Raw genomic sequence first — 20,267 nt, forward strand, 5'->3', positions numbered from 1 at the left:
TCACTCCTTTATGCTTTTTATTTCTTTTCGTCCCCTGTGTAATTCAATTTTCACTTTCGCTAATGAGAGACCAGTCATTTCTGCTATTTCCTTATAGGAGAATCCATAGTAATCTCGTAGTAGCAGGGCATTTCGTCTTTCGAGCGGAAGAGAAGATAAACTGTCTAACCAACTAGCAATCTCATGTTTTACGAAATATTCATGTTCTGTACTTGGCACGTTTGGTAAATGGAATTCTTCCACTGTAGTTGTGTTATACTTTTTTTCTTTTCGATACCAATCGATAAAGGCGTTGTAGGCTATTGTAAATAACCACGGCCTAATTTCTTCTCCTTTATAATAATCAATATGGACGAGCATTCGGTAAAAGGTTTCTTGCATGAGATCTTCCGCATAGTGGGAATCTCCGGTTAGGGAGAGAAGATAGTGAAATAAATCTTGCATATGCTCGGAGTAAATGTCTTCTAATGATTGTTTGCGTTTCACTACATTTCCCTCCCTTCATACATAACAACTAAATACATATAAAAAAGTTACAATTTTTTATGGAATTATAGTAAAAAACGTCAAGAATTGGATTGTGTTCTCTTTTATCATAATACATATAAGGCGGGTGAACAGAGATGGAAAGCTATGAAACACAAATTCAAAGGTCAATTGATTATATTGAGGAAGATGTAATGGAAAAACAAACGCTGCGTAATTTAGCGCGGGTTGCAGGTTTTTCTGAGTCGCATTTTCATCGTGTATTTCAGGCGTTAGTAGGTGATACAGTAATGGAGTATGTTCGAAAGAGGAGGTTAGCCCGGGCAGCTTATCAACTTTCTCATACGGATGAAAAAGTTATTGATATCGCATTTGAGCATGGCTTTCAATCTCACGAAACGTTCACGAGAGCCTTTAAAAAATTATTTCAAATGACACCGAGTGAATATCGAAAACAAGAAATCGAAACACCGATGTATTACAGAGTGAATGTAAAGCAAAGAAAATTAAATCCGTATTTAGGAGGCATACAAATGGAATATCGTATTGTAAATAAACCAGAATTTTTAATGGCAGGTTATGAACTGAAGACGACAAGTAAAGAGGGGAAGAACCATCAAGACATCCCAGCATTTTGGCAAGAATATTTACAAAAAGATCTTGGAACAACGATTCCGAATCGTAAAGATACGAGCCAATGGGTAGAGCTTGGATTATGTACTGATTTTAATTTAGAAACAGGGGACTTCACTTATATTATTGGAATGGAAGTTACAGACTTTGAAAATGTACCAAATGAAATTGCAAAGCGTACTTTCCCTGCAGCAACATATGCAGTATTTACAACGCCGAAAGTTCCTCATAAAGAAATGGTATCGTCTATCCACCAAACTTGGAATGCAGTATTCTCAGAATGGTTTCCGCATTCAGGCTATGAACATTGCGGCGTTACAGAGTTTGAATTATACGATGAGCGTTGCCACGAAGATAAGAGTGAGTTTGCACAAGTAGAGCTTTGGATACCGGTGAAGAAAAAATAATAGGGTAAGAGCGAATCATTGGGAGATGGTTCGCTTTTTTTATAAGTGGATTGTTAAATTTGTATTGTTTTATCTGTAATACATATGAAAATGGTAAAATAAAATAGCAATTAAATATTGCGGGTGGAAGGTTATGCCCTTTCTTCATTTTGTGAAGAAAGGAGGTGTAATCGTATGGAATTTCTTTTGCAAATTTTGTTGGAAATTACAAAAACTATAGCTAGAGAAGGTATAGTTTTTGGATTTAAGAAATTAACGGCAAAAAAAGCGCAAAAAGAAGACCACCCGTCTGCCTGCGAAGCGTGGGAAGTCTTCTAAGCGCAAATAAGCTTTAGTTGCAACCTTCCACCTTGCGGTAATTAGTTGCAGTGACGGGGTGTTGGAAGCACCTCGTCTACTTCATTTTATGCAAAACTTAGTTAGTTTATACTTCTATTTATAGTATAACAGTTTAGAAATGTATTTGTTAATAGTTTTATTTTTACTTTGTATAGTAGGGAAGCAGGTTAGTATTGTCGGTTTTTGTCGGTAAGTCGATATATCTAGAAAATCGCTGATATATTCAAAAAATCGCCGGTATAATTTCATATACCGTTAAAACACCTCAAAAAAAACGATCCACATAATTTCAATTACAGTAAAATTATTCCAGGGAAGAAAAAAGACGCCACATAGCGTCTTTCCTACGAACGAAACGGAAATACAAGAATAATCGTCGTTCCTTTTCCGAGTGCACTATCAACGGAAATTGTTCCGTTATGAGCATGAACGAGCTGTTTTGTAATGGCTAGGCCAAGTCCAGTTCCGATGTTGCTTTCTTCTGTGTTTGTTCCGCGGTAATATCGTTCAAATAGAAGTTCTTTCGTTTTTTCATCCATTCCTTTTCCATCATCTGAAATGGAGAGTGTAAAGGAATTAGCGTTTTGTGATAATTTTACGATGACAGTAGTTGTTTCGTTATTATGTTTTACAGCATTTACTAGTAAGTTTTCGATAATACGCTGGAACCATTTTTCTTCAATGAAATATTGAATTTTATTTGAGCTCGGTACGAATTCAATATTTTGATTTTGAAGTGTTGGATTATTAATAAATTGCAATAATACTTTTTGGACGAACTGATTGATTTCAACGTTTACGTGTTGGGCAGGAAGGCTGTTATTTTTTAATTGATACGTTAAGCTTAAATCATCAATTAATGTTGTCATATATTGAGATTTCTCTTTCATAACACTACCAAATTGCTGAATATCACGATCAGTCCAGTTATATTGATTCGATTCGAGTAATAATGCGTAGCCATATATAGAGCTAAGTGGTGTTTTTAAGTCGTGTGTTAGACCGGTAATCCATTCTTCTCGTGTTTGCTGGAGGACTTGCCTCATCGCATCATTTTTTTTGAGTGTAATAGAAAGGTGTTCTAGTGAACTTGTTACATCTCTAAACAAACGGAATGACCATTTTTCTTTACCAGATCGCCGGAACCTGACGGGTTTTCCTTTTTTACTAATAGGTTCTTCATACTTTCCACCAGCGATATTTTTAAGCCAGCGCATCGCATGTAATAACGGTTTCCCGAATTTATTACCGTACCAAATAGAAAGAATGACTAAATAAACAAATACGATAAGAAGGATTAATCCGCATCCGATGAGAAACTTCTTAGTAAATACATCTTCAATTTCGTCACCTGGATAGTAGTGCTCATTTTTTGAAGTTACAACGAGAAGGTTGCCACTATTTGCATCGTAAAAGCTAGACGTATTTTCTTTATGATTCCACGGTTCTTTTTCATTAAGGGCGATTTGTATTGCTGAAAATGTTTTTTTCTTTCCAGCTGGATAGGCAAAAACCTCTTCGCCATTTTGATTAAATATTTGAAGTGCTGCTTTTTCTTTAGACAGTAACTGTTTTTCTTGATCTGTTAATGTGAACGAATCCATCGTTAAAGAGGAGTGATCCTTTTGAATTGCTGTCAGTAACGCATTGCTTTTTAACATACCACCATAAATAACAAGTACTTTCTTTTCTTCTAATTCAATTTCCCAATATGTAAATTTATAATTACTTTCGATATGATGTTGTATATATGCGACTAAAGATGTCTTCGTATAAGCATTCGGAACATCATTTGGTGTATTAAAGTGGTAGAGGATTTTTCCGTTTTCATCTACAATTTGGAGCCAATCATTTTTCTCCTTTATTAAATCTTGCACTTCAGATTGTAACGAAATATGCCCATCTTCTGAAGAGATGTATCTTGAAATTGTAAAACTATCAGAATCTGGAATATTAGGTTCGTATAAAGTACTAGTAAGAAGAAAAATTAAATAAGTAAAAGCAGCAACTACAGCGATAAGTAATGTAACTAAAACAAAAACGTGTTGCATGATAAATTGAATAATAAGTCGTTTATTAAAATTCATATCGTCACCCTACTTTGTAACGAACTTATAACCAAGCCCGCGAACGGTTTTTATATATTCTGGTTTACTTGGATCATGTTCAATTTTTTCACGTAGTTTTCGAATGTGGACCATAACAGTGTTGTCATCGCCATTATAGGCAGGTGCTCCCCAAACTTTTTCGTATATTTCCTCTTTCGAAAATACGTAGTTCGGATTCTCGCAAAAGAAGAGTAGTAGTTGAAAGAGTTGAGCGGAGCATTCGACAATGTGCCCATCTACTGTTAGTTCTGCAGAGTGCTGATCAATTTCAAATCTTCCAAATGAAATCGAGTGTGATTTTTGTTCGTGTGGTACGGTTTGTTTCATATGTCTCCGAAGCTGTGCTTTCATACGTGCTACTACTTCTAATGGATTAAATGGTTTCGTAATATAATCATCTGCACCGTATGAAAATCCGGATATTTTATCTAAATCAGATGCTTTTGCTGATAGGAAGAAAATTGGACAATCTGTTTGTTGGCGAATGATTGGACAAATATCAAAACCAGATTGTCCAGGAAGCATTACATCTAAAATAATTAAATCGTAATTGTTTTGCTTAGTTAGAGATAAAGCTATTTCAGCTGATGTTGCAGTTGTAATATGAGAAAAGCCTTCTTTTTCAAGAATGGTAGTTAGTAATTGTAAAATTGCTGTTTCATCATCAACGAGTAAAATATTTGCTTGGTACATAAACATCCCTCCTAATTTTCTCGAATATCATATCATCATTTTGTAACTTATGGAATTTTTAAGGAAATTTTAAGGTTTTCTTTCGCAAAAAATTAAGAATCAAATGATATGATAAAAGTAACATAGGGGAGGAGATGAGTGTGAACCCGTTTCAAGTGATGCGAGCTAGATATTTTTTAATTGTATTTGCACTATTAATTTTAATAGCGAGAAGTAGTGGCGATTTGCTAACAAGTATATTTCATATACAAAATTCTTCTTTTATAAATATCCTTATATTCTATATCCTTCCGATGGTATGGATTTCTTATGAGTATAGAAAGCACCACATTTCATTTTCATTATTTGTTAATAAAAATGAAACATTTAACTTGGTACAAGTTTTATACATTACGGTTATGTTATGCATGTTTAGTTACGGGTATCTTATTTTGTATATGTATAGTTTTGCATGGATTACACCGGACTTTATTATGAACGCCCTGCATGAACCAATTGTAGATAGTACTGGGGGATATGTATCTCAAGTCATTAGGGTCGTATTCATCGCACCAATTATCGGGGAATTTGTTTTTCGCGGATTTTTACTTCAACGTTTTGCAACAAAATGGGGAACGAGCATAGCGACCATCGTTGTAGCAATATTGTTTGCGTTGTTACATGTTGATTTCCTCGGTGCAGCCATATTCAGCATCGTATTGTCAATCGTATATATTCGTACGAAAAGTTTACTCATGCCAATTGCAATACATATGTTAAACAATGCATTTGTAATAGGTGCGTCTTTTCTAATAAGTAGAGAAAAAATTATGAGTTTTGCCGATTTCTCAAATTATACGACATTCTTTCCTGGACTTATTATTTTTATAACAGGATTAAACTTAGTACTTATCTTTTTATTTGTTAATCGCAAATATTGGAGTAAAGAAGTGCCAGTTATATATGCAGAGCAGAAAAAGAGCTTTTCAGATGTAGTCGGGAGTAAATAAGATGAAGAAGACGGTTGAAAAAATATTAAAAGACATTATAGATTCTACGTCTATTACAGATATGTGTGATAGAAGTGTTTGTCATTGGCTTCAACCTGTAGTAGATACGATTGTGTTTCCAGAGTATTACGTATTTTCTAGTACTCATTTAAAAGAAAATATTATTTCTCTTCTTATTGTGTTCGGGGGTTTACTAATATTTGGTCTAATTGTAGAAGAAATGATGAAGCGCATCTTCAGAAAGAATGAAGAGAAGTATATGTGGATTCATAAAGTATTCGAGAAAGTAATGGTGGCTTTCCTTTTGTTTTATGGTATGAAAACAATCATTTACTTTATAGCTTTGAAACATCATTAATTCGAAATTTGAAAGGGATGTATAAAATTATATGAATGAAACGATATCATCAAATAAGTTTTTTTATTTGATTTTACTTAGTCTAGTGTTAATAACGACAGTGAATGTTATTTTGCGCTGGGAGGAAGCTTATTTTTTCATGTATTTAGCGCTCCATTTGCTAGGGATTTTATGTATAAGTGGTGGAGTGGTTACTGAAAAAAAGAATGAAGAAAGCGTTAACTATATGTGTGTGATCGGTCTTGTTTTACTTTTAGCTGTACAGGGTATTATGAAATATAGTTCTTTCTCTTTACAAGATTTTAGTTTATTAATAGATGTACTTCCTTAAAGAGGCTTTTTATTTTATCTAAAAAGCAAGTAGGGTACGTGTTGGTTTGTAAGTGTACGGATTGTGAACCGAAGAAAGTGTTTAAAGATAGGTAAAACTCTTCTTATGTAGAAGAGTTTTTTTATGTAAATAAAAAGATTCAGAGCAATTCACATAATAAGCTTGTTCTAATTTAGCGTGTACGAACTTACAATAATAATAGACAGGCAGCATAGAGGAGGGAATAGCGTGAGGAAGGTTATCGGTTGGTCGCTTTTTTTGTACGTTGGATTTGCGTTACTTATATATTGGTATTTATTTGGATGGAATCATGAACTTATTCCGGACATGTATAAGGGAACGAGTGCAGATCCAGAAACGTTTATGAGTGCTAGAGAGCTTACGCTAAGCCAAGATTATTCGCGCGTGAAAAATTTACTATACTTTTTAGCGACGCCTCTTGAATGGATTATTTTATTATTTGTACTTGTGCTAGGTATTTCAAGAAAGTTTGAGAAATGGTCGAAGGAAACGACTAAAATAAGTGTTTTGCAAGTTGCGATTTATTTCTTTTATTTATCATTATTGACAACAGTGCTTGCCTTACCGATGCAATGGATTGGCCGGAAAGTGTCCGTTGATTACGACATTTCAACACAAAGTACACAAAGCTGGATAAAAGATCATGTTATCGGTTTTTGGGAAAGTTATGCGACTATGTTAATCGTAGTTACCGTTCTATTATGGCTTATCCGTAAATTTCCGAAGAGATGGTGGCTAGCAGGATGGGCGCTCTCTGTTCCATTTACAATCTTTTTAACATTCATACAGCCTGTCGTTATTGATCCGCTGTATAACGACTTCTCGACGCTGAAAAATAAAGAATTAGAAACGAAAATTTTAGCGATAGCAGACAAAGCGGACATTCCTGCTAAACACGTATATGAAGTAAACATGTCAGAAAAAACGAATGCATTAAATGCTTACGTAACGGGAATTGGTCCTAACGCCCGTATTGTAATGTGGGATACAACGCTTAAGCAGTTAAAAGATAAAGAGATTTTATTTATAATGGCTCATGAAATGGGGCATTATGTTATGAAACATATATATTTTGGCGTTGCAAGTTATGTATTGCTATCGTTTATAGGTATGTTTTTAATTAGTCGTATTATAAATATGTGTATTCGCAAATGGGGAGATACATTGCAAATTTCAAAAGTAGCATGTTTCTCCATTTTACCTTTATTTTTCTTAATTTCTTCTGTCCTCTCTTTTGCAGCACAACCAGCAACAAACTACGTTTCACGTATAGAAGAAAGAGCGGCAGATCAATATGCTTTAAATATGACGAAGGATGGGAAATCTGGTGTGAAAACTTTTCAATATTTATCAAAAACAAGTTTAAGCCAAGTAAATCCGCCTGCGTTAGTAAAATTTTTCTTATACACGCACCCACCAATTTTTGAAAGAATTCATACGTTTGAACAATATGAGAAACAAAGCAAAAAGGAGTAGCATGATAGCTACTTCTTTTTTTATAGAGATATAAGTTTCATATTGGGAATATTTATCATTGCTTTTTATTGTGATTTTGTAAATAATAAGCTATAAAATTCTAAAAATCTATATATAAAGGAATAAAGGTGGAAAAATGTATTTTTTACAAAATTTAAAAGTGAAATATAAATTATTGTCGCTTATTTCATTAGCAGTTTTAGGTATGGTAATTATAAGCAGTGTAGCAATTAGTTCTATTAATAAGATTAAGCATGATACAGAGGTTGTAGTAGATGATTATCAATATTCTGCAATTTTATTAGAAGGAATGCTTCGCACACAAAATTCACTAGAATATAACCTACTAGAATTAATTACGGTATCACAAAATGAAGTGGCAAATAAAGAGGGAATAATTGATAATATTGAAAAGGATCTTAAAAAATATGATTCTTTATTAAAAGAATATGATGATGGTTTTAATTTAAGTAAGCAAGAGGATGAACTGTTTCAGAAGATGAAGAAATCTTTGCCAAGTTATAAAGATACATATAAAAAATTATTTGAAAAGGCAAAGGCAACAAACGAGCCACAAATGGTAAATGAATTTCAGAAGGAATTAAAACCGAAGGGAATAGAGTTAGCCGGTTATGCAGTGGATCTAGAATCGTATGTTTCAAATTTAGCTGACCAAGTATTTAAAGATTCTCAAAAAATGATTGATCGTTCCGTTATTACCTTTATCATTCTTGTAGTAGTTACTACAATCGTTATATGTATAGTAAGTTATATTATTAGCAAGCTTATAGTTGCTCCTTTACAAACGGTTAGTCGTATGATGGAAAGAGCGAAAGAAGGAGATTTAACCGTACATGGTGATTATAATGCTAAAGATGAATTAGGTGTATTAGTAAGTAATTTTAACGAGATGATTGCAGGGCTAAGAACAAATATGCAAGAAGTAGAGAATAATATTCAGCTTTTATTTCAACATGCAGACGGAGTAGTATCTGCATCAGAAGTATCTAGTAGTGCAGCAAAGAAAATCACTATGGATATTGAAGAAGTTGCAAATGGTGCAGAGAGTCAAATGCAAGCAATGGAACAAACTGCGGGTGCGATGGAAGAGTTGACACAAGGAATGCAGAGTATAGTCAATACATCGTCCTCTGTAAATGAATTATCTGCTCAATCAGCATTAGATGCAGAGAATGGTAACAAATTAATGAAACAAATGATTCAACAGATGGATACAATCCAAAATTCGGTACATAGTGGTGTGAAACAAGTAGAGACTATGAAAGAACAATCAGAAGAAATTGTTAAAATCATTGATGTTATGCAAGGTATTACCTCCCAGATTAACTTATTAGCATTAAACGCCGCAATTGAGGCTGCACGTGCTGGTGAAAGTGGTAGAGGATTTGCAATTGTGGCAGATGAAGTGCGGAAATTAGCAGAACAATCTAGTGATTCTGCAAAACAAATTGAGAATCTTATTACTCAAGTTATGGGAACAACGAACCATACGGTACATATGATGGGGAAAGTAGATAATGAGGTACAGGCAGGTACACAAGTAGTAATGCATACAGAAAAAGTATTTGGAACAATTACAGAAAAAGTACAGCAAGTATCTGAGCAAATTCAAACGGTATCTATGTCTACAGATGAAATTGCAGCGAGTAGTGAGGAAATCTCGGCTTCTGCAGAAGACATGGCTCAAATTTCCCAAAGATCATCTGACCGAACTGATAGGGTAAAAGAGTCTATTCAACAGCAAGAAAAATCTGTTCAAGAGATTTCGGTTTCAATTGAACATATGCATAACGCAGCAGGAAAATTAAAACAAATAGTTGCCCAATTTACTCTTCAAAAGTAGTAGCATATTTGAGTGTTAATAAATATAAAAAAATCATCCTCTTTTAAGAAAAAAGGATGATTTTTTTATCCCGTTATTTGCTGGGCAGTAAGACCCCCACCTCAAAATTCAGCGAAAGCGAGTTATCAGTGAAGGGGGATGCTACCTCTGAAATATAAACCATGAATATAGTAATCTCCATTAGGCATCTCCTTTAGGTGCCAATAAAGGGAAGTTATAAAGTGAAAAGGAGTTTATAAAGAGATTGTAGAATGTTTTAGTATATAACACCTTAGATGTGACAACTTCCTTTTTGAAAAAGAAAGAAGGGGGTATAAAGCAGAAAGGTAGTGGAAATATTTCTTCTAGAAGATTTGCATTTTATCTTACATTCACAAAAAAAATAGTACTCCTGAAACAATGAAGTTCATTTTATTTGAATGAAATAGGGAGAGAGGATAATGAAGAAAAAAATATTGGGTGTAATGATGATTGCGACAATGGCAGGAGGTATATTTGCAGGGGCGAATGTGACACCTGTAAAAGCGGAAGAGTATCCACAAATGATTGTGTTTGAAGATGTTCCATACGGATTTTGGGCATATGATGCTATTATGGATTTAGCGTATCATAAAATTATATTAGGGTATGGAAACGGGAAGTATGGTGTTGGCGATCTTATAACACGTGAACAAGTAGCTGGGACTATTTACAGAACACTTGAGATAAAAGAAGAAGGGCCAGTAGCGAATCCATATAAAGATGTTTCTGATAGTACAACCACTTTTAAAAAGGAAATTTTAGCGTTAACAAAACGTGGTGTTTTTACAGGGGATGGCCAAGGGGATTTTAGGCCGAAAGCACCAATCTCTAGAGCGGAAATGGCTGTCATTTTAAAACGAGCATTTAATTTTGAAACGAAACAAAAACATACATTTAAAGATATTCCAAAAGGTCACTGGGCAGAAGATGCAATTAGTGCGTTACAATCTAATAATGTTGTGAGAGGAACTGGGAATGGCATGTATGAATTAAATCGCCCTGTACCTAGAGAACAATATGCTCAGTTTATTAATAATGCGATTATTAATTATCATTTGAAAGAGGATTGGAAGTAGAGTGAAATATGAAAGCACAAATAGAAAAATTTGTGCTTTTTTGTTTGTTTAAAAAAGAATTATTATTCGTATTTATGTATTTTTATGGTTATAAACAAGCTTTATAATCAACCCGATGAAAAAGACATGATGTGTAATATGATTCACAAAACCGTCACGAAATGTGTCGGAAAATATATTGTCACTATACCATTTATTCTGTATATTTTTAAAAAAACATATACATATTGGGGAGATAATTTGATGAGCAAAAAATTATTAAAAACAGCTACAGCATTAACAATTATGGGTGGGGTGTTATTCTCAGCAGAGAGTAATAGTGTAAAAGCGGAAAGTGCACCGTTGCAAAAAGCAAATACAATTGTATTTAAAGATGTACCAAAAGGACATTGGGCATATGAGGCAATTCATGAATTAGCGGAACAAGAAATTATTTTGGGATATGGCGATGGAATATTCGGTTTTGGGGATAATGTAACACGTGAGCAAGTTGCAGCTTTAATTTACCGTGTGTTTGATATGGAAGAACAAGATGAATATGAAAACCCATATGGAGATATCGATGAAAATTCAACAAGCTTTATCGAGGAGATATTGGCTCTAACGGAAATCGGAATTTTCCAGGGAGACGAGAATGGAAACTTTAGACCGAAGGCGACGTTAACGCGTGCGGAAATGGCACAAGTTCTTACGAATGCTTTTGACCTACAGGCAAAGGGATCTCATAACTTTAATGATGTTTCAGCAAATTCATGGGCAACGAATGCAATTAGTGCAGTACAAACAAATGGTATTACACTGGGAATCGGAGAAGGTAAATTCGGTCCGTCTATGAAGGTAACGAGAGAACAATACGCACAGTTTTTACATAGAGCAATATTGCATGATATGGAACAAGGGCAGTAATAAAGTTTAACTAGTCAAAGTGAAATTCAAAAATAATACAAAAAGGTCGTTGTTGTATAACAGCGGCCTTTTTTGTATGAAATAAAGCGCGAAAGAATGGCGTTTTGAAAAAAAGCGAAATGAATTTTCAAAAAAAACTTCCTTTTCTGAAGATTTGTTATATAATATAAAACATGAAATCAAATCTGTTATAAAACAGTTTAAGAAGGGGATGCTAATATGTCGACGCAAACTTCACGGGTTACACTCGTTGGAGAAATGTTACCAGCGTACAGCGAAATATTGACACTTGAGGTGCTTAGTTTTTTGAAGGAACTACATGAGAATTTTAATGAGCGCCGCATAGAACTTTTACAAAAACGTGTAGAAAAACAAAAGAGAATTGATGCAGGGGAGTTTCCGAAGTTTCTAGAAGAAACAAAACACATACGTGAAGCGGATTGGACAATTGCCAAGCTGCCAAAAGACTTAGAGGATCGCCGTGTAGAGATTACTGGACCGGTAGATAGAAAGATGGTCATTAACGCTTTAAATTCAGGAGCGCATCTTTTTATGGCGGATTTTGAAGATTCGAATTCACCAACTTGGGAAAATGCAGTGGAAGGTCAAATCAATTTACGAGATGCAGTAAAGGGAACGATTTCACATGAAAATGATAAAGGGAAAGAATATAGATTAAATGAGAAAACAGCTGTACTCATTGTACGTCCAAGAGGATGGCATTTAGAGGAAAAGCATATGCAAGTTGATGGGAAAAATATGTCGGGTAGTTTAGTAGATTTCGGTTTGTATTTTTTCCATAATGCGAAAGCTCTTTTAGCAAAAGGGAGCGGCCCATACTTTTACTTACCGAAAATGGAAAGTTATTTAGAAGCGAGATTATGGAATGATGTATTCGTATTTGCTCAAAAATATATCGGCATTCCAAATGGAACGATTAAAGCAACTGTGTTACTAGAAACGATTCACGCTTCGTTTGAAATGGATGAAATTTTATATGAGCTAAAAGATCATTCTGCTGGCTTAAATTGCGGAAGATGGGATTATATTTTTAGCTTTTTAAAGAGTTTCCGTAATCATAATAAATTCTTACTACCAGATAGAGCACAAGTCACGATGACGGCGCCATTTATGCGTTCGTATTCTTTGAAAGTAATTCAAACATGTCACCGCCGTAATGCACCAGCAATTGGAGGAATGGCGGCACAAATTCCGATTAAAAATAATCCAGAAGCAAATGAAGCAGCTTTTGAAAAAGTGCGTGCTGATAAGGAACGCGAAGCTTTAGACGGTCATGACGGGACTTGGGTCGCCCACCCTGGACTTGTACCGGTTGCAATGGAAGTGTTTAATCACATTATGAAAACACCAAATCAAATTTTTAGAAAACGTGAAGAAATATGTGTAACAGAAAACGATTTACTAGAGGTACCGGTGGGAACGATTACAGAAGAGGGCCTTCGCATGAATATTAGCGTAGGTATTCAATATATTGCATCTTGGTTAAGCGGACGGGGAGCAGCACCCATTTATAACTTAATGGAAGATGCGGCAACAGCTGAAATTTCAAGAGCACAAGTATGGCAATGGATTCGTCATGAAGGTGGAAAACTAAATGATGGTCGTAATATTACGCTTGAATTAATGGAAGAGCTAAAAGAAGAAGAATTAGCAAAAATAGAAAGAGAGATTGGTAAGGAAGCCTTTAAGAAAGGGAGATTCCAAGAGGCGACAACGTTGTTTACAAATCTCGTTCGAAATGATGAATTCGTACCATTTTTAACATTACCGGGTTATGAAATTTTATAAAAAACGAAAAGGGGATGGAACAAATGAAAAACGAAAGAATCGAGAAGTTGCAAGAAAGCTGGGAATTAGATGAGCGTTGGAAAGGGATCACACGTCCATATTCGGCAGAAGATGTAATTCGCCTGCGCGGGTCAATTGACATTGAACATACGTTAGCGCGTCGCGGTGCTGAGAAGCTTTGGACATCGCTTCATACAGAAGACTATATTAACGCACTTGGCGCATTAACAGGAAACCAAGCGATGCAACAAGTAAAAGCTGGGTTAAAAGCGATTTACTTAAGTGGTTGGCAAGTAGCAGCTGATGCAAACCTTTCTGGACATATGTATCCAGACCAAAGTTTATATCCAGCGAACAGCGTACCTGCTGTAGTAAAACGAATTAATCAAACGCTTCAACGTGCGGACCAAATTCAGCATATGGAAGGAAGCGATGATACAGACTATTTCGTACCGATTGTAGCAGATGCAGAAGCTGGATTTGGTGGGCAATTAAATGTATTCGAACTGATGAAAGGTATGATTGAAGCAGGTGCATCAGGTGTGCATTTTGAAGATCAATTATCTTCAGAGAAAAAATGTGGCCATTTAGGTGGAAAAGTACTACTACCAACGCAAACAGCAGTACGCAATTTAATTTCTGCACGCCTTGCAGCAGATGTAATGGGAGTGCCGACAATTATCGTTGCAAGAACAGATGCGGATGCAGCTGATTTAATTACGAGCGATATCGATCCTGTTGATAAAGCATTTATTACAGGAGAAAGAACACCAGAAGGATTTTACCGTACGAATGCAGGTCTTGATCAAGCAATTGCGCGCGGTTTAGCGTATGCACCGTACGCAGACCTCGTTTGGTGTGAAACGTCAGAACCAAATTTAGAAGATGCAAAACGATTTGCGGACGCAATTCATAAGGAGCATCCAGGGAAGCTACTTGCATATAACTGCTCACCTTCATTCAACTGGAAACAAAAACTAGATGAAAAAACAATTGCAAGCTTCCAAAAGGAAATCGCATCTTACGGTTACAAGTTCCAATTCGTAACACTTGCTGGATTCCATTCATTAAATTACGGTATGTTTGAACTAGCACGTGGCTATAAAGAGCGCGGCATGGCAGCATACTCTGAACTACAACAAGCAGAATTCGCAGCTGAAAAACATGGCTACTCTGCAACACGTCATCAACGCGAAGTAGGAACAGGTTACTTTGATGAAGTAGCACAAGTGATTACAGGCGGAACTTCATCAACGACAGCGTTAAAAGGATCTACGGAAGAAGCACAGTTTACGAAATAAAAGGAAGGGGCACCTTTTTTGAAAGGTGCCCCTTGTTATTTTCTAAACGATTCGAAAAGAGAGATGGAGTTGTCGGCAAAAAACGATACTCCCTTTTCTTTATTACTAAATCAACTCCACTCAGCCCTATGATCACGAATAAACTTTATATCTTTCTCATAATGCTCTAGATGTCCTTCATCGATCATTCTTTGGAAATTCAAGTCGCCTTCTTGCGCTTTTCGTTTCATATATGTACATAATCCTTCTAATCGAAGTAACACCATTCCTAAGTAATCTTCATTCATATTTTTATCATAGGACTGAACGAACAAATTCATTCTCTCTTTAATACGATCTGCATGTTGCGATGAGTCATAATGAACGGCTTCACCGGATTCTGTATAATATACTCTACTTAAAGGCACACAAGTATAAAGTGTATAAGCGATATCCCATAGTCTTGGACCAGGAGCAGCAACATCGAAATCAATAATCCCTACTGGCTTCTCATTATTAAAAATAATGTTATATATGGCAAAATCATTGTGACATAAAACCTCAATGTTATTTGGAGTATGATCCATCGGTTTCCAATCATCTAATAACGGAAAATCACTTACAGCATCATGGTAAAGGCGGAGCATCTTTGCTATTTCTTTTAATACATCATTAGATCGCATATATTCTTTTAAAGGATAATTGCCAGCTTCTCCTTCAATAAAGGATAAAATCTCTCTATCCTTTTCATCTACACCTAAAAACTTTGGAGCATAATGAAATCCTTTGTTTTCTAAATGTTGCAATAGCTTATGAATCTTTTCACTGCCTGGCTTTAACTCTCGCCGAACAGTATTTTCAGAACGATATACGCTTGAGACGTTTCCCCCTGTTAGCCTTTCTTCTTTAGCGTAGTTTGACATGTGAAAATTCCCCCTGTAATTAAAAAATCCAATTCCAAATAGTGAATAGACCAACAACGGCAGAAAAGAGAAGGGAAGCAAGCAATGCTAGACAGCCAAAAGGAACTAGCTTATCTTGCCATGTTTCTTTATACTCATAAATTAACTCCTCTGCTACTTTCTTCTGCACTGAAGATAAAGGTTGATCTTTATACAAACCTTTTATATGGTTAGAATCGCCTTTAAACTTTAAAGCACGTGCAATATGATGAGGACTATTTCCCATTGATTTTTCAAATAATAAACATGATTCATGCATAATATCTGTTTTATGCTCTTCTAGATACCAGTAACGTCCAGCCATTTCTGGATATTGTAATGTATAATAAATATCTCCGAGTTGTTTTCGAAGATGTAATTCATTTGGGTATGTAAAGATGAGGCCGTGCAATCTATCTCTTGCTTTTCCAAGATTATTATTTTCAATATCCTCTTCAATTCTTTTTAATGTTTTTCTAGGAATTTTATTGGTCATAAACTCCTCCTTATTTAGAATAGAGATAAGTATATTTTATAAGAAATACTAAAAATTAGAAATTCTATTTTCGAAAAAGATTGTACATTTTATTTTAATGTGCTATGATGATGTCAGTTGAATAGTTAAATTAAGCAATCCATATGTTATCAAGTGCTGAAAACGAACGAGAAAAAGTATGTGAGAACTAGTTTATGTTTCGTATTTGATAATGTGTGGATTCTTTTTTTAGACAGGAAGACTAAAAAATTTAAAATTTGTATTTTCTTAGGAGGAAATAATTATGGCAGTAACAGGACAAGTAAAATGGTTTAACAACGAAAAAGGTTTCGGTTTCATCGAAGTTCCAGGCGAAAACGACGTATTCGTACACTTCTCAGCAATCGAAACTGACGGTTTCAAATCTTTAGAAGAAGGTCAAAAAGTTAGCTTCGAAATCGAAGACGGTAACCGTGGACCTCAAGCTAAAAACGTAATCAAACTATAATTTTATAGTTGATGATGGAAAAAAGGATGGCTAATGCCATCCTTTTTTTGTTGTGGGGAAAGTTTTTTCAGAGCCTGTTTTTATATCTAAATCTCTTTTTCTATGTTACAACGGGTGAAAAATTATCTGGAATGCGTATTAGTTTCTGTAGAAGAATTAGTTCAGCAAGAGCATTTGCTGCGTATGATAGTAAATAACTATAAATTTGTATTCTCTATTGAAATAGGGGAATCTTTTCCAGATAGACCTTGAGTAACATCTTTTTTGTTAGCATTGTTGTTGGAATTTTGTACGTTTTGAGATGATGTTTCTAACAGTTGTTCTTGTTCCTTACTAGGGGTATTCAGAGCATCTGAGGGAATGCTATTAACCTGCTGATTTAATGGATTTTCTTTATCCATAGTATACAACTCCTTTTTAGAATTCGATAAAAAGCAATGTAATTATAAATAGCTACTTATATATATTGTGTTTTTGAATGACATTATATACAAAACTTATATTACAAAGTTAACTAATTAACGAATTGTTAGTGATGGATAAAGATGTACAAATTTGAAGTGTTTAATAAAAATTAAAAGCGGGTAACAAGTAATACTCTTTCTCATGTTTTATATAAGGATCATATTACAAATCAAAAAAGATGTAGAGAACCTTGGAAGAAAATATAGTCGTTTTTTAGGGGGAAGAAGAATAAATAAAATGATACTACGAATGTAAAAAGGCATTCCATAAAGGAAGGCCTTTTATTGTTCTTGTCATGATTTTGTCTTCTCACGTTTTTTACATTCTGGACATTTTGATTTACGAAACGGTTTAGCAAAGAATAGCAGAATGAAAAATAAACCGAATATAATACTAGCTGAGTTTTTCACGATAATGACGCTACTATTTTTCATTTGAATCGATGGTTGGATCTCTTTTTCTTCCATAGTGGCCCTCCATATATTGGATTTACATTTTAATTATAGCAAAGTTAATTGTTTTCATGATGTGAAAATAGGAAGGGATAATAAATATTTATAGGTAGTATAAATGCTGTTTTTATAACTTTAAAATTAAATCATTACTATATCGTGATTTTTTTATTTAACAAATGTTTGATAAATGATAAAAAATTGTAAAAAAGCGGAACTTGTAAGCTATTTCCTTTTCATAGATGCTAAAATTATATATGCAGCTGCTAATATAAATGGAAAAAAGGAGATAATGGAGTATGGAAAGTAAAGTGGAACGCTATGTCGAAAATTATGTTGTAACGAAAAATACGATGGCCTTACTTCCTGTTATTCTAAGTGAAAAGAAAATTGTTACGCGAGTCGTTGAAATGAATGATTCTTTTTTCGTATTTCAAAAACCTCTAGATATTATAGAAAGAAGTTGCCGCAAGCATGGCTCTAGTTTCTTAGGCAGAAAAGAAGGAACGAAAGAGTTAACTCATATTACACATAAAGCACCGATTGCGATTAGTCCAGCAGATCAACTTTATTTTTTCCCTACCTATTCTTACTCTAGAAAAGAGTGTGCTTGGTTGTCTCATTTTTATATTGAAAGTAATAAAGAATTAAAAGATGGAAATCTTATTATTAGATTTATAAATGGCTTTGCTGTGAAATTAGAGATATCAAAAACTAGTTTTGAAAATCAACAAAATCGTACAGCAAAATTACGTACTGAATATGAAGATCGTAGGAAAAAACAAGGGAATCCTTGTTTTAAAGAGGTTGATAAAAAAGAGGAATCAACATTAAGACCCGCTTATGAGAGTGTGTATTTTGTAAAGGAAGGCGAAGTGTGAAAGGATGGGGGAATCCCCATTCTTTTTTTGTTTATCCTGTTATTTGTGGGCAGTAAGACCCCGCCTCAAAATTCAGCGAAAGCAAAGAAGTTAAGCGGGGTATCAACAAAATCCCCACTGATTAAAGTTTCACTTTATCAGTCTTTGTAGGTAAGGCGATATATTAGAAAAACCGAGTTGTAATTGTTATATTTAGAAAATCACCATTGTAATTTCATTTACCGAAAAAATCAAAAAACAATCTAAATAACAAAACGAACGACACGTCCTGTCGAATATTGATAGATTATCATAGCTAAATAATGAAGGAATTCTTATGAAAGATATGGAAACTTTAATAAATACATCTCCATATGTCGTATCTACCATTTCCTCTTTCATATAAGCAATGATACAGTAGGGATAGTATTTAGAGTAAAGGGGTAAAGTGTAGAATGGATTTTCAGACAATCAAAGAGTATTTTTCACCAGAAAATATGGATCATATTGTTGAGAGTTATAAAGCGTTCGGACCACTTCTTGGTATTGGTTTACCGATGATAGAGGCGTTGATTCCAGCATTACCGCTTATCGTATTTGTACTGGCGAATGCTGTTGCATTTGGCTTTTGGCTCGGTTTTCTTTATTCATGGCTTGGATCAGTAATGGGTGCATTACTTGTCTTTTTCATCATCCGCCATTTTGGTCGCAGTCGTTTCTTTTCGTTTGTAAATAAGCATGAGAGAGTACGAAAAGCAATGGGGTGGATTGAAAGGAAAGGATTCGCACCGATTTTTGTTATATTTTGTTTTCCGTTTACACCGTCAGCGCTCATAAATGTTGTCGCTGGTTTATCCCGAATTAGTGTAAAACAGTTTGGTCTAGCGTTAGCATTCGGAAAACTTGTGATGATTTTTATTTTAACGTATATCGGTCATGATTTAATGTCATTTATTCATAATCCGGTGAAATCAGTTATTGTAGCGATTGGTATTTTTATTTTATGGTATGTCGGTAAGAAAATCGAAGTAAAGTTAGAACTACATTAAGAATAGTCTTCTTTGTAAAGGAAAGCTTCAGTATTAAAGGATAAGGGGAGAAGCAGATGAAGAAAACTTTGAAAAAAGAAGGCATGGAGTGGATACGAACAATTTTAATTGGTGTATTATTAGCTGTATTTTTTCGAACGTTTTTCTTTTCAACGTATGTTGTAGAGGGGAAGTCAATGATGCCGACATTGCAAGATGGCAATATGCTAGTTGTAAATAAGGTGAGTTATCAAGTTGGGGACTTGAACAGATTTGACGTTGTGGTATTTCATGCGAATAAAAAAGAGGACTATGTAAAGCGGATTATCGGTTTACCTGGAGATCATATTGAATATAAGCAGGATAAGTTATATATAAACGGTCAATTTATTGATGAGCCGTATTTAGAGAAGTATAAGAAAGAGATAAACGGAAGGCAACTAACAGGCGACTTTACATTAGAAGAGTTAACGAAAGAAAAACTGGTGCCACCTGGGTTTATTTTTGTAGTAGGTGATAACCGGCTCGGGAGCTGGGATAGTAGACACTTTGGCTTTGTAAAAGCTGATACAGTCGTCGGTAAAGTTGATTTGCGATATTGGCCAATTCAAGAGGTGCAAACGAATTTTTCAAAAGGTTGATATAATAGATAGAAGTATAGAAAAAGGCAAACAACTCAGTTTGTCTTTTTTCGTGTCCTATAATACAATTATAGTAGCAAACTAACGTTCGTTATGTAAG

General features: G+C 34.7%; 22 protein-coding genes. 15 read left to right on the forward strand and 7 right to left on the reverse strand.

Annotation, left to right across the window (positions count from 1 at the left end):
* On the reverse strand, nt 1–486 hold the full coding sequence (locus tag NST90_RS05580; protein ID WP_048534187.1) for an RNA polymerase sigma factor: 486 nt from the start codon (nt 484–486) through the stop codon (nt 1–3).
* Between the two features lie 137 nt (nt 487–623).
* Here NST90_RS05580 and NST90_RS05585 point away from each other — a divergent pair, with 137 nt between their 5' ends.
* Both NST90_RS05585 and NST90_RS05590 read left to right on the forward strand, forming a co-directional pair.
* Nucleotides 624–1,526: an AraC family transcriptional regulator gene (locus tag NST90_RS05585; protein WP_000446853.1), complete on the forward strand. Its 903-nt coding sequence runs from the start codon at nt 624–626 to the stop codon at nt 1,524–1,526.
* 174 nt (nt 1,527–1,700) lie between these two features.
* A complete protein-coding gene (locus NST90_RS05590) occupies nt 1,701–1,844 on the forward strand; it encodes a hypothetical protein (protein WP_006916098.1) in 144 nt (47 codons plus the stop codon).
* Nucleotides 1,845–2,209: 365 nt separating this feature from the next.
* Here NST90_RS05590 and NST90_RS05595 read toward each other — a convergent pair whose 3' ends face one another.
* Nucleotides 2,210–3,952 (reverse strand): HAMP domain-containing sensor histidine kinase, encoded by a 1,743-nt coding sequence (locus tag NST90_RS05595; RefSeq protein WP_069604544.1) that lies wholly within the window; start codon nt 3,950–3,952, stop codon nt 2,210–2,212.
* A 9-nt stretch (nt 3,953–3,961) separates the two neighbouring features.
* Nucleotides 3,962–4,666 carry a response regulator transcription factor gene (locus NST90_RS05600; protein WP_029442109.1) on the reverse strand — a complete coding sequence of 235 codons (705 nt, stop codon included), beginning with the start codon at nt 4,664–4,666 and terminating at the stop codon, nt 3,962–3,964.
* A 140-nt stretch (nt 4,667–4,806) separates the two neighbouring features.
* On the opposite strand from NST90_RS05600, the gene NST90_RS05605 reads away from it, so the two are divergent.
* From NST90_RS05605 to aceA, 9 genes are all read left to right on the forward strand, one after another.
* A complete protein-coding gene (locus tag NST90_RS05605) occupies nt 4,807–5,655 on the forward strand; it encodes a type II CAAX endopeptidase family protein (RefSeq protein WP_001067986.1) in 849 nt (282 codons plus the stop codon).
* A gap of 1 nt (nt 5,656) precedes the next feature.
* Nucleotides 5,657–6,013 carry a hypothetical protein gene (locus tag NST90_RS05610; protein ID WP_044306655.1) on the forward strand — a complete coding sequence of 119 codons (357 nt, stop codon included), beginning with the start codon at nt 5,657–5,659 and terminating at the stop codon, nt 6,011–6,013.
* Between the two features lie 31 nt (nt 6,014–6,044).
* Nucleotides 6,045–6,344, forward strand: coding sequence for a DUF2101 family protein (locus NST90_RS05615; protein WP_001006050.1), 300 nt, complete (start codon nt 6,045–6,047; stop codon nt 6,342–6,344).
* A 228-nt stretch (nt 6,345–6,572) separates the two neighbouring features.
* On the forward strand, nt 6,573–7,841 hold the full coding sequence (locus NST90_RS05620; RefSeq protein ID WP_283748235.1) for a M48 family metallopeptidase: 1,269 nt from the start codon (nt 6,573–6,575) through the stop codon (nt 7,839–7,841).
* A gap of 136 nt (nt 7,842–7,977) precedes the next feature.
* Nucleotides 7,978–9,705, forward strand: a complete 1,728-nt coding sequence (locus NST90_RS05625) for a HAMP domain-containing methyl-accepting chemotaxis protein (RefSeq protein ID WP_006924933.1) — start codon at nt 7,978–7,980, stop codon at nt 9,703–9,705.
* A 440-nt stretch (nt 9,706–10,145) separates the two neighbouring features.
* The gene (locus NST90_RS05630) at nt 10,146–10,802 is read left to right on the forward strand and encodes an S-layer homology domain-containing protein (RefSeq protein ID WP_000727094.1); all 657 of its coding nucleotides are present in this window, start codon (nt 10,146–10,148) and stop codon (nt 10,800–10,802) included.
* 138 nt (nt 10,803–10,940) lie between these two features.
* Nucleotides 10,941–11,708 (forward strand): S-layer homology domain-containing protein, encoded by a 768-nt coding sequence (locus NST90_RS05635; RefSeq protein WP_113710744.1) that lies wholly within the window; start codon nt 10,941–10,943, stop codon nt 11,706–11,708.
* A gap of 219 nt (nt 11,709–11,927) precedes the next feature.
* On the forward strand, nt 11,928–13,517 hold the full coding sequence (gene aceB / locus NST90_RS05640) for a malate synthase A (RefSeq protein WP_283748234.1): 1,590 nt from the start codon (nt 11,928–11,930) through the stop codon (nt 13,515–13,517).
* A 23-nt stretch (nt 13,518–13,540) separates the two neighbouring features.
* A complete protein-coding gene (gene aceA / locus NST90_RS05645) occupies nt 13,541–14,818 on the forward strand; it encodes an isocitrate lyase (protein WP_000787346.1) in 1,278 nt (425 codons plus the stop codon).
* A 110-nt stretch (nt 14,819–14,928) separates the two neighbouring features.
* Here the strand turns inward: aceA and NST90_RS05650 are convergent, their stop codons facing one another.
* Both NST90_RS05650 and NST90_RS05655 read right to left on the reverse strand, forming a co-directional pair.
* Nucleotides 14,929–15,720, reverse strand: a complete 792-nt coding sequence (locus tag NST90_RS05650) for a phosphotransferase (protein WP_000073793.1) — start codon at nt 15,718–15,720, stop codon at nt 14,929–14,931.
* Between the two features lie 19 nt (nt 15,721–15,739).
* Nucleotides 15,740–16,234 carry a DUF6584 family protein gene (locus NST90_RS05655; protein ID WP_000182396.1) on the reverse strand — a complete coding sequence of 165 codons (495 nt, stop codon included), beginning with the start codon at nt 16,232–16,234 and terminating at the stop codon, nt 15,740–15,742.
* A gap of 283 nt (nt 16,235–16,517) precedes the next feature.
* Between NST90_RS05655 and cspA the strand changes: the two genes are divergently transcribed.
* The gene (cspA, locus tag NST90_RS05660) at nt 16,518–16,721 is read left to right on the forward strand and encodes an RNA chaperone/antiterminator CspA (protein ID WP_000301518.1); all 204 of its coding nucleotides are present in this window, start codon (nt 16,518–16,520) and stop codon (nt 16,719–16,721) included.
* 197 nt (nt 16,722–16,918) lie between these two features.
* Here cspA and NST90_RS05665 read toward each other — a convergent pair whose 3' ends face one another.
* Both NST90_RS05665 and NST90_RS05670 read right to left on the reverse strand, forming a co-directional pair.
* On the reverse strand, nt 16,919–17,122 hold the full coding sequence (locus tag NST90_RS05665) for a hypothetical protein (RefSeq protein ID WP_000356924.1): 204 nt from the start codon (nt 17,120–17,122) through the stop codon (nt 16,919–16,921).
* Between the two features lie 357 nt (nt 17,123–17,479).
* The gene (locus tag NST90_RS05670; RefSeq protein WP_000391374.1) at nt 17,480–17,653 is read right to left on the reverse strand and encodes a hypothetical protein; all 174 of its coding nucleotides are present in this window, start codon (nt 17,651–17,653) and stop codon (nt 17,480–17,482) included.
* A gap of 284 nt (nt 17,654–17,937) precedes the next feature.
* Between NST90_RS05670 and NST90_RS05675 the strand changes: the two genes are divergently transcribed.
* The 3 genes from NST90_RS05675 (at nt 17,938) to lepB (ending at nt 20,167) form a co-directional block, all read left to right on the forward strand.
* The gene (locus tag NST90_RS05675) at nt 17,938–18,519 is read left to right on the forward strand and encodes a competence protein ComK (RefSeq protein ID WP_000444443.1); all 582 of its coding nucleotides are present in this window, start codon (nt 17,938–17,940) and stop codon (nt 18,517–18,519) included.
* Between the two features lie 434 nt (nt 18,520–18,953).
* Nucleotides 18,954–19,547, forward strand: a complete 594-nt coding sequence (locus tag NST90_RS05680) for a TVP38/TMEM64 family protein (RefSeq protein ID WP_000347517.1) — start codon at nt 18,954–18,956, stop codon at nt 19,545–19,547.
* Between the two features lie 56 nt (nt 19,548–19,603).
* Nucleotides 19,604–20,167 carry a signal peptidase I gene (gene lepB, locus NST90_RS05685; RefSeq protein ID WP_000751919.1) on the forward strand — a complete coding sequence of 188 codons (564 nt, stop codon included), beginning with the start codon at nt 19,604–19,606 and terminating at the stop codon, nt 20,165–20,167.
* Nucleotides 20,168–20,267 lie beyond the last annotated feature (100 nt).

It is taken from the genome of Bacillus sp. FSL E2-8900 (assembly GCF_037966225.1).
Taxonomy (GTDB): Bacteria; Bacillota; Bacilli; order Bacillales; family Bacillaceae_G; genus Bacillus_A; species Bacillus_A cereus.

Bases quoted from the DNA above. Each gene is read 5' to 3' on its own strand.
- aceA (WP_000787346.1), top strand. From the start codon at position 13,541: ATGAAAAACGAAAGAATCGAGAAGTTGCAAGAAAGCTGGGAATTAGAT.
- NST90_RS05610 (WP_044306655.1), top strand. From the start codon at position 5,657: ATGAAGAAGACGGTTGAAAAAATATTAAAAGACATTATAGATTCTACG.
- NST90_RS05670 (WP_000391374.1), bottom strand. From the start codon at position 17,653: ATGGAAGAAAAAGAGATCCAACCATCGATTCAAATGAAAAATAGTAGC.
- NST90_RS05650 (WP_000073793.1), bottom strand. From the start codon at position 15,720: ATGTCAAACTACGCTAAAGAAGAAAGGCTAACAGGGGGAAACGTCTCA.
- aceB (WP_283748234.1), top strand. From the start codon at position 11,928: ATGTCGACGCAAACTTCACGGGTTACACTCGTTGGAGAAATGTTACCA.
- NST90_RS05585 (WP_000446853.1), top strand. From the start codon at position 624: ATGGAAAGCTATGAAACACAAATTCAAAGGTCAATTGATTATATTGAG.
- NST90_RS05615 (WP_001006050.1), top strand. From the start codon at position 6,045: ATGAATGAAACGATATCATCAAATAAGTTTTTTTATTTGATTTTACTT.
- NST90_RS05655 (WP_000182396.1), bottom strand. From the start codon at position 16,234: ATGACCAATAAAATTCCTAGAAAAACATTAAAAAGAATTGAAGAGGAT.
- NST90_RS05590 (WP_006916098.1), top strand. From the start codon at position 1,701: ATGGAATTTCTTTTGCAAATTTTGTTGGAAATTACAAAAACTATAGCT.
- cspA (WP_000301518.1), top strand. From the start codon at position 16,518: ATGGCAGTAACAGGACAAGTAAAATGGTTTAACAACGAAAAAGGTTTC.
- NST90_RS05630 (WP_000727094.1), top strand. From the start codon at position 10,146: ATGAAGAAAAAAATATTGGGTGTAATGATGATTGCGACAATGGCAGGA.
- lepB (WP_000751919.1), top strand. From the start codon at position 19,604: ATGAAGAAAACTTTGAAAAAAGAAGGCATGGAGTGGATACGAACAATT.
- NST90_RS05665 (WP_000356924.1), bottom strand. From the start codon at position 17,122: ATGGATAAAGAAAATCCATTAAATCAGCAGGTTAATAGCATTCCCTCA.
- NST90_RS05675 (WP_000444443.1), top strand. From the start codon at position 17,938: ATGGAAAGTAAAGTGGAACGCTATGTCGAAAATTATGTTGTAACGAAA.
- NST90_RS05635 (WP_113710744.1), top strand. From the start codon at position 10,941: ATGATTCACAAAACCGTCACGAAATGTGTCGGAAAATATATTGTCACT.
- NST90_RS05600 (WP_029442109.1), bottom strand. From the start codon at position 4,666: ATGTACCAAGCAAATATTTTACTCGTTGATGATGAAACAGCAATTTTA.
- NST90_RS05595 (WP_069604544.1), bottom strand. From the start codon at position 3,952: ATGAATTTTAATAAACGACTTATTATTCAATTTATCATGCAACACGTT.
- NST90_RS05680 (WP_000347517.1), top strand. From the start codon at position 18,954: ATGGATTTTCAGACAATCAAAGAGTATTTTTCACCAGAAAATATGGAT.
- NST90_RS05625 (WP_006924933.1), top strand. From the start codon at position 7,978: ATGTATTTTTTACAAAATTTAAAAGTGAAATATAAATTATTGTCGCTT.